Here is a 9,296-nt window from a genome sequence, read left to right as displayed (position 1 = left end):
TATGAAGGAGTGTCGCCAGGCATTTTGGAGTCATTGTTGAAATACCGCCCTTTCCTGTTTGACGGTCTAACGAGTGTATACTCGGACATTGTTTGGTGGGTAGTTTGACTGGGGTGGTCGCCTCCAAAAGAGTAACGGAGGCTTTCCAAGGTTCCCTCACGACGGTCGGCAATCGTCGGAAGAGCGCAATGGCATAAGGGAGCCTGACTGCGAGAGAGACATTTCGAACAGGCACGAAAGTGGGACATAGTGATCCGGTGGTACCGCATGGAAGGGCCATCGCTCAAAGGATAAAAGGTACTCTGGGGATAACAGGCTGATCTCCCCCAAGAGCTCATATCGACGGGGAGGTTTGGCACCTCGATGTCGGCTCGTCACGTCCTGGGGCTGGAGAAGGTCCCAAGGGTTGGGCTGTTCGCCCATTAAAGTGGCACGCGAGCTGGGTTCAGAACGTCGTGAGACAGTTCGGTCTCTATCTGTTGCGGGCGTAGGAAATTTGAGAGGCTCTGACTTTAGTACGAGAGGACCGAGTTGGACACACCTCTGGCGTACCGGTTGTTCCGCCAGGAGCATCGCCGGGTACCTATGTGTGGAGCGGATAAGCGCTGAAAGCATCTAAGCGCGAAACCCACCTCGAGATGAGATTTCCATATAAGGGTTGTTATAGATGATGACGTTGATAGGCTTCAAGTGTACGTGTAGAGATACATTCAGCTGAGAAGTACTAATCGCCCAATAGCTTTTCTTTTACGGTTAGCACTCTAGAAATAGAGTGCTAGCAAAGTTTTTCCTTTTCACTGTCAAATAACTGATTTATATTAGTTATTTTGGATTAGTGATTAGATTCGATAATCAAAGACATTAAGATATTGATGGTGTCAATGACGTGGGTGTTCACCTCTTTCCATTCCGAACAGAGCAGTTAAGCCCCACAGTGCTGATGGTACTGGGTTAACCCCCGGGAGAGTAGGTCGACGCCACATTCATTATATATAGAAGGTTAGTTAACACATGATGTTGACTAACCTTTTTTTGTGTTCAAATTTTTGTTTTACTAATTGTATATAATTTTGAAAAAGTATAAATAATATATTTAATCATAAGTGAAATTAGAAAATGAGAATCTCTATTTTATATTATTGCATCAATCAAAAAAATAATTAATGATGAAAAATTTATTACTATCATTTTTCTTAATCGGAACTATTATATCATGTTCATCAACGAAAAAAGAAAAACCTACAAAAGAAGTAGGTACAGCATCAGATAATATTATGCCTAAAGTAGCTTCAGGTAAAATAGAAAGAATTGACAACTTTAAATCTAAATTTATCGATTCTCGTCTTATTGATGTGTGGTTACCAAATAACTATTCATCAGATAAGAAATATAGTGTTTTGTATATGCATGATGGATTAATGCTTTTTGATTCAACAATTTCTTGGAACAAACAAGAATGGATGGTTGATGAAAATGTATCAAACTTATTAGCAAAAGGTAAAATACAGGAATGTATTGTAGTGGCTATACCTAATAATGGAAAATATAGATCATCAGAGTATTTACCTCAAAAATCATTAGATGGATTATCGAGTAAACTATTAGATAAAGTAATTAAAGAAAGGCTTGCGGGAAAAACACTTGCTGATAATTATCTTAAGTTTTTAACTCAAGAATTAAAGCCTTATATAGATAATAAATATTCAACTTTAACTTCAAGAGAGAATACTTTTGTTATGGGGTCAAGTATGGGAGGTTTAATATCTCTATATGCAATTTGTGAGTATCCAGATGTTTTTGGTGGAGCAGGATGTTTATCAACACATTGGCCAATGGTTTATGCTGAAAAGTTTACCTTAGAAGAAAATAAGCAAATAACAGATGGTATAATAGCATATACTCGAACAAATTTACCTAATCCAAATACTCATAAAATATATTTTGATTATGGTACTGAAACATTAGATTCTCAATATGAACCATATCAATTAAGAATTGATAAAGTTATGAAAGAGAAAGGATATACAAGTTCTAATTGGGAAACTAAAAAGTTTGTAGGAGAAAACCATTCAGAAAAATCATGGAGTAAACGATTAGCAATACCATTAGAGTTTTTAATGGGAACGAATTAATAAAAAATGCCGATAATTATTGAAAATAGTTATCGGCATTTTTATGAAATTTTGTTGGATTAAGTCAATGTAACTGTATATGGTTCTTTATCACTGAGATCAACTTCAATAGTTTGTTTTACAGTAGTTGATAATTCATATCCAATAAAACTAGGTATTACGGGAAACATGTGATAACCTCTATCTACTAAAACAGCCACTTGTAGTTTTTCTACTCTAACTCCTAAAAAAGGCTTAATACTATATGCAAGAGTACGTCCTGTATTTAGAACATCATCAGCAATAATAATTACTTTGCCTTCTAAGCTTTCTGGCTCTTTATCCAATTCAATAAATGTTTGGACAGGAGCTGTTTTATCAATCGTGATTTTTGTAAGGTCTGAAGGTATATCAGAAATGGTACTAAATTCTGTTTGAAGAAGTTTTGCAAATTGATATCCCATACCTCTAATTCCTGCAAATACTATTTCTTTAGCACCGAAATTATCTTCGTAAACTTCAAATGCAATTCGACGTATTTTTTGTACAATCTTGTCATGAGTAAGTATGACATTGCTAGTTGTCGTCATGATTGTAAATAATTTTATATTGATATTTTGATTATACTAAATCGAAATCTATTGAACGTTTTTCAATATTAGTCTCCTTAACTATAACGTTTACTTCATCACCTAACTGAAATTTTTCTTTGTATTTGGAACCAGTTACAGTCATAGTTTCACTATCAAAAATATATTGATCACCAGTCATAGATTGATAACGTACCAATCCTTCACATCTACTTTCTTTTAATTCAATAAACATACCCCAATCTGTTAAACCAGATATTGTACCTTCCATCTGCTCTCCTAAGAATTCAGACATAAACTCAACTTGCTTATATTTTATAGAAGCACGTTCTGCATCGGCAGCAACTTTTTCTCTAGCAGAAGAATGTTTACACTTATCTTCTAATACATTTTCATCTGCAGATTTACCCTTATCTAGGTAATGCTGTAGTAGTCGATGTACCATCATGTCAGGATAACGACGAATAGGAGATGTAAAGTGTGTATAATGATCAAAGCCTAAACCATAGTGTCCTTCAGGAGTTGTTGTATAAATAGCCTTAGCCATAGTTCTTATTGCTTGCTGCTCAATAATATTTTGCTCAGGTTTTCCTTCGACTTCATCTGTTAAAGCATTCATAGAATGAGCTAATTTCTTTTGACTTAAATCAACATCATATCCAAAACGCTTAGCAAAACTAGCAAACTTTAAAAGTTTATCAGGATCTGGATCACCATGAACACGATAGACCATAGTACAAGGTTTTCCATCTTGCTTTTTACGGAAGATAAATTCAGCAACTCTTTTATTAGCAAGAAGCATAAACTCTTCAATCATTTTATGAGCATCTTTTCTAACTTTTGGAGTTAATCCAATAGGTTTACCGTTTTCGTCTAAATCAAATTTTAACTCTATAGATTCAAAAGATATTGCTCCATTTTTGAAGCGTTCAGCTTTTAATTTATGTGCAATATCATTTAGAATATTAATATCTTCTTGATAATCACCTTGTTTAGACTCTATTCTTTCTTGAGCTTCTTCATAGGTAAATCTTCTATCAGAATGTATTACTGTTCGCCCAAATGACTGCTTGTGGACTTTACCAGTTTCATCCATTTCGAAGATAGCAGCAAATGCTAGGCGATCAACATTCGGATTTAGAGAACAAAGTCCATTAGAAAGTTTTTCAGGAAGCATAGGTACAGTTCTGTCTACTAAATAAACAGAAGTTGCTCTTTTTAATGCTTCTTCTTCTAATTGAGTTTCTGGTTGCACGTAATGAGAGACATCAGCAATATGAATTCCTATTTCATAATGACCATTTTTCATCTTACGAATTGATAAAGCATCATCAAAATCTTTTGCTGTAAGTGGGTCAATAGTAAAAGTAGTTCTATTTCTAAAGTCTCTTCTCTTTGCTATTTCTTCTTCAGGAATTTCATCTTCAATACGTTCAGCTTCAGCCTCAACTTCTTTTGGAAATTCAAACGGAAGACCAAATTCAAACATTATAGAATGAATCTCAGTGTCATTTTCACCAGACTTCCCTAATATCTTAGTTATTTTTCCAATTGGAGATTTGTCATTTTCTTTCCATTGAGTAATTTTAGCAATTACTTTATCTCCATCTTGTGCTTCACCTATTTTATCTCTTGGAATAAATAAGTCGTAAAACATTTTACGGTCAGACGCAACAACAAAGGCAAAGCGATCTGAAATTTGGAGTTTACCCACAAATTCATCACGTTCTCTTTTCAGAATCTTTGTAACTTTTGCTTCCTCACGTTTTCTTTGTCTATTGAAAAACGTTGTAAATTCTACTTTATCTCCGTGTAGTGCTCTATTCATGTTAGGTAGCACAATACGTATATCGTCTACTTTTTCATCACCTTCAGTATCTACAACAAGAAATGCGAATTTAGGATTAACAAAATCAATAGTAGCAGTACGAGATGTTCTTAACTCATCTTCTAAAAGAATAGATTGGTAATTTTTACCTTTTAATTTAATCTTTCCTTCGTCAGCTAAATTGATAAGAATATATTTTAGTTTATCTTTATCTGTTTGGCTTTTGATCTTTACATCCTTAGTGATTTGTCGAAGACTAAACCCATGTTCAGGAGATGAATTTAAAAGATCAATAATATTTTGAATGACATGAGAATTCAAGCTACTTCTTCTTTGAGGCTTTTTCTTTCCTCTAGAATTCTCTTTTTTATTCTTTTTTTTGGCTTTTGACATGTTTTTGATTTACATCTGAAAAAAGATGAAACAAGATGCTTATATTAAATAAAGGTGGACGTCATCATCTTGTTACTTCTGCTAAATTACGATAAAATCCTAGTTATAGGACGATGATTATAGAACTATGTTGCGAAGTTTATATATAACCCTTCAATTTTTATTTTTATTCACTCAAATTCAGGCTCAAGAGGTTAAAAAACTATGGGTAAATGAGGAGATTCTCAAGTGTGCTTCATTAAGTATGGATGCTATGTATAAATGGGATTTTGAAACCGCAGATAGTTTATTGGTTGAATATGAAAAATTAATGCCTAATCATCCATCTTTACCTTTACTTCATGCAATGGATATGTACTGGAAATCTACTCCTTTTGATTATTATGATGATGAAAAGATGAATGATTTTTTTTATTATTTAGATGATTGTATTGATAAATGTGAGGTTATTGTAGACGAAAATAAGAATGATAATGAAGCCGTTTTCTTTTTATTGTTAGCAAGAAGTTTAAAAGCAAGAGCTTATAATTATAGTGGTTCTACCTGGAAAGCTGTATCAGAAGCAAAACAAGTATATTCTTTAACACGCTACAGTATTAAACATATACATGAGTTTAATGAATTTAATTTTTCTGCAGGAGTTTATAATTATTACAGGGAGTTTTACCCAGAAAGCCACCCTATTTATAAACCATTTTTAAGTTTTTTTCCTTCAGGTGACAAGCAATTAGGTATAGAACAACTAACAACAGCAATGAATTTTAGTGTTTTTACTAATGCTGAAGCAGAGAAATATTTAATGTGGATTTACTCACATGATAACAACTTGAAGGCTACAGAAATAGCGTATAATATTTTTGATAGATATAGTAATAATGAATGGTATTTATTCGATGCATTATTAGTATTGTCAAGATTTAACTTGCTAAATGATTCTATTGCTGTTAGTAAAATAAATCAATTATCTATTTCAAGTAGTAAGTTTTATAATTGCGCAGGATTTTTAATTGACGCAATTAGACTGTACCAAGCAAATGAAATAGAAAGTTCTTTTTGTAAATTTAAAGCTGTAGAAAATAATTTCCCACAGCTTTCAACTCAGCAAAAATATTTAGAAGCACCTTTATATGCTTATTTGTATTCGATATATAAAATAAAAAGGGATCAAGAAAATAGTAAAAAGTATTATAAACTAGCTCTTAATACTACTTATGGTGAAATGATTATTGATGCAATTGAACAATCTCACCAATAAATTTTTATTCAAAAAGGTCCTTTTGTGTAAATTTAAAAGGTAATAAGTCTGAAACAGAGGCTAACTCATAGATATCATCAATTCCTTTCATAATAACTCTAATTGGAGTTTCTTGTTTTGCTTCATATTCTAACATAGCTTGTCTACATGCCCCGCATGGTGATATAGGGATGAATGTTTCATCATCACTTTTGCGTGCTGCAATTGCAATTGTTTTTATGGTTTGATTTGGGTGTGATGCTCCTGCAAAATACATGGCAGTTCTTTCTGCACACATTCCTGATGGATAGGCAGCATTTTCTTGATTATTGCCAGAAATAATTTCACCATTTTCAAGAATTAATGCAGCTCCAACGTTAAAATTAGAGTATGGTGCATAAGAGCTAAATGTAGCTTTTTCTGCAAGAGATAATAACTTTTGATCTTCATTAGATAATTCCTCTAAGTTAGAGTAAGCAACGATCTCAATATTTAGGTTTACTTTTTTTGCCATAATTACTATTCTATTTAGAATAGTAAGATACAGAAAAAGCCTTTAGAATTATATTCCAAAGGCTTTCATTAAGAAACAATAGATTAAAATACTAAAAAAGTACTATTTACCAGCACCTTTACGTTTTACGTCTTTGATGTCTTTTCTTACATTGTCATCATATGCAACAATCCAAGCGTCTTTAACACCCATTGCTCTCATATACTTCTTGAATTGATCAGCTTCTCCGTAATCACGGAAATAAGCGATTGTATATTTCTTTAAACCATCTTCATCTTCCATCCAAAAGTTTCCTTTATCTTGGAATTTAGAAAGATCACGGTTTTTAAATGCACCAATTTGTACTTTGTAGACAATACCTTTCGTGTAGTCATCTCCAGAAGCAGAAACATTATTGTCCATCTTCTTTTTAAGCTTATCAAGCTCAGCACGTAAATCAGCAATTTCATTATCTTTTTCTTTTAACTTAGAGTCAAAAGCTTCTTTTTCTTGTTCTAATTTAGAAATCTCAGCTTTTAAACCTGAAGCTTGACCACGAAGAGTATTTAACTCTTGTGTCATATCTCTAAACTTTAATGGATCAGTTTCTTTTAATTTCTTTTTCCACTCTTTAATTTCTTTTTTCTCGCTCTTCTTGTCATTAGAAGATTTGCTTTTCTTCTTTTTCTGGGCTAATGCATCATTGTCGATTGCTATTGCACTAAAAGCTACTAGAAGTAGTATAAAGATCCTTTTCATGGTAATTGTTTTTTCAATACGGTGTTAAGTTTATAACACAGAAAAAAGAGTTTTATTTTATGAATGAATAAAAAAATGAAGTTTTTATCACAAAAACGAAACAAAGTTTATTTTTGATAAAACAGTGTTCAATGTTTGTGCCATTATATTACATAAAAATCCATCAACATTAAAAACTTTTGATTAGTTCTTTTAAATTCGTGTTTTATTTAGATGAATAGATTTCAGCGAGCTAGGTAAGTACACTTTACTATTTATCGAGTCTTTAAAATATATATATATAATTATGAATGCAGTTATCCAAAGAGTAACCTCGGCAAAAGTAGAAATAGATAACATTGTTCATGGGCAAATTCAGAATGGCTTGATGGTATTACTAGGTGTTGCTAAAGATGATACTGAATCTGATGTTCAATGGCTTGCAAAAAAAATAGTAGGAATACGGATATTTTCTGATGATGAGGGTAAAATGAATAAAGCATTGAGTGATATAGATGGAAATATTCTGTTAATTTCACAGTTTACATTACAGGCTAGTACCAAAAAAGGGAATAGGCCATCATATTTAAATGCAGCAGATCCTAGTATAGCTGTTCCTTTGTACAAAAATATGATAGATGAGTTACAAAAATTAATAGGAAAAAAAATAGAAACAGGTGAATTTGGTGCAGATATGCAAGTATCATTATTAAATGATGGTCCTGTTACAATAATAATAGATACAAAAGATAAGAAATGAAGCACCTTAAAATATTAGTATATTCTATTATTCTTATATGTTTGACATATTCAAAAGGGATGGCTTCAAGTTTTCCTTTGGAAGATAAATGGCTTATTTATGAGAAGCAAGTGTCTGGTTTTGTTCCTTACTTCCCTTCAGAACATCCTTTTGTGAAAAATTTCTATTTGCTTTTAGATATTCAGTATTTAGGAGGTTTAGGTGTAGAAGTTGTTTTAACAAATGGGGATGCTGTATTTCTTAATAATCAACTTAAAGAAGTAGCTAAAAAAGATGATGATACAGTTTATTTTTCTTACGAAAGATTAAAACAAGAGGCTAAAAATACAGGTGAAATATTATTAGTAGTAAATACAACTGATGGTAAATGTCCATTAGGCTTCATGGTAGAGCAACATTATGGAGCAATACAATTAAAAGATTCAGTGAGTAAAAAAGAAGAAGTTACATTATTACAACGTTCGGATTCTAATTTTAGGTCCTATTTATTAATGTGGTCTTTAGTAGTATTTTTTATTGTAGGTATAGTGTCTAAGATTGGAGGTTTAAAAACTGCAGGAGGTGAATTATTAAAATCTTTTGAAGGAGTAACCTTAGGTAGGTCAGAAATGAATAAAGTAAATTCATTACAATTTTTGATGTTTATCTTATCATTTGCATTAGTTGCAAGTTTAACTGTAATGTTATTTGGAGCTGGTAATTTATGGTTATCAAGAGCTACTTCAGAGGTTATGAATTCAACAATATCTTCTTTTCTTTTAAATATATTTTACATAATTGTATCAATTTTAGCTTTTGTTGCTTTTAGATTAATAGTTATTTATGTTTTAGGTGGAGTTTTTGGGAATTCTCAAATTTCATCAATTCATGGAGTAGAGTTTTACAAGCTAACATGGGTTTATGTTCTGTTTTACATGGTTTTATGTGTATTTTGGACGTTAAATCCTTTTTATATTTCTTGGGAATTTATGCGTTATTTCTTAGGTATTACCTTCTTTCTGAAAAGTTTTTTAGTGTATATAGCTGTATCTAAACAAGTAAACCTTAGAAATAACTATTTATTTTCGTATTTTTGCGCGACCGAATTCCTTCCTTCGCTAGTTGCTGTGAAGGTTTTCTTTAGTTGATTTCTTATAACTCACAAACTTG

General features: G+C 32.0%; 8 protein-coding genes and 2 rRNA genes (1 of these 10 only partly in view). 6 read left to right on the top strand and 4 right to left on the bottom strand.

Features of this window, described 5'->3' with window-relative positions; genetic code table 11:
• From KM029_RS12115 to KM029_RS12105, 3 genes are all read left to right on the top strand, one after another.
• Positions 1-748: ribosomal RNA gene (locus KM029_RS12115) — 23S ribosomal RNA — on the top strand; it begins 2,129 nt to the left of the window's first position.
• Positions 749-871: 123 nt separating this feature from the next.
• Positions 872-983: ribosomal RNA gene (rrf, locus tag KM029_RS12110) — 5S ribosomal RNA — on the top strand.
• Between the two features lie 180 nt (positions 984-1,163).
• Positions 1,164-2,132, top strand: coding sequence for an alpha/beta hydrolase (locus KM029_RS12105; RefSeq protein WP_245006604.1), 969 nt, complete (start codon positions 1,164-1,166; stop codon positions 2,130-2,132).
• Positions 2,133-2,191: 59 nt separating this feature from the next.
• On the opposite strand, the gene KM029_RS12100 is transcribed toward KM029_RS12105, so the two are convergent.
• Complete coding sequence (locus tag KM029_RS12100; RefSeq protein ID WP_144073533.1) at positions 2,192-2,701, bottom strand: phosphoribosyltransferase family protein; 510 nt, start codon at positions 2,699-2,701, stop codon at positions 2,192-2,194.
• A 31-nt stretch (positions 2,702-2,732) separates the two neighbouring features.
• Positions 2,733-4,922 carry a ribonuclease R gene (rnr, locus tag KM029_RS12095; RefSeq protein WP_144073532.1) on the bottom strand — a complete coding sequence of 730 codons (2,190 nt, stop codon included), beginning with the start codon at positions 4,920-4,922 and terminating at the stop codon, positions 2,733-2,735.
• Positions 4,923-5,049: 127 nt separating this feature from the next.
• On the opposite strand from rnr, the gene KM029_RS12090 reads away from it, so the two are divergent.
• Positions 5,050-6,177, top strand: a complete 1,128-nt coding sequence (locus KM029_RS12090) for a hypothetical protein (protein ID WP_144073531.1) — start codon at positions 5,050-5,052, stop codon at positions 6,175-6,177.
• Between the two features lie 4 nt (positions 6,178-6,181).
• On the opposite strand, the gene cdd is transcribed toward KM029_RS12090, so the two are convergent.
• Positions 6,182-6,670, bottom strand: coding sequence for a cytidine deaminase (gene cdd, locus KM029_RS12085; RefSeq protein ID WP_144073530.1), 489 nt, complete (start codon positions 6,668-6,670; stop codon positions 6,182-6,184).
• Between the two features lie 102 nt (positions 6,671-6,772).
• A complete protein-coding gene (locus KM029_RS12080) occupies positions 6,773-7,408 on the bottom strand; it encodes a coiled-coil domain-containing protein (protein WP_144073529.1) in 636 nt (211 codons plus the stop codon).
• A 286-nt stretch (positions 7,409-7,694) separates the two neighbouring features.
• Between KM029_RS12080 and dtd the strand changes: the two genes are divergently transcribed.
• On the top strand, positions 7,695-8,147 hold the full coding sequence (gene dtd, locus KM029_RS12075) for a D-aminoacyl-tRNA deacylase (protein WP_144073528.1): 453 nt from the start codon (positions 7,695-7,697) through the stop codon (positions 8,145-8,147).
• Positions 8,144-9,274 carry a DUF4271 domain-containing protein gene (locus KM029_RS12070; protein WP_144073527.1) on the top strand — a complete coding sequence of 377 codons (1,131 nt, stop codon included), beginning with the start codon at positions 8,144-8,146 and terminating at the stop codon, positions 9,272-9,274. The genes dtd and KM029_RS12070 overlap by 4 nt, the downstream gene beginning before the upstream one ends.
• The last annotated feature ends 22 nt before the right edge of the window (positions 9,275-9,296 follow it).

Origin of the sequence: Flammeovirga kamogawensis, assembly GCF_018736065.1 — a bacterium.
GTDB lineage: Bacteria > Bacteroidota > Bacteroidia > Cytophagales > Flammeovirgaceae > Flammeovirga > Flammeovirga kamogawensis.
The sequence above is the reverse complement of the archived record's forward strand: the minus strand, read 5'-3'. Positions and strand labels throughout refer to the sequence as shown.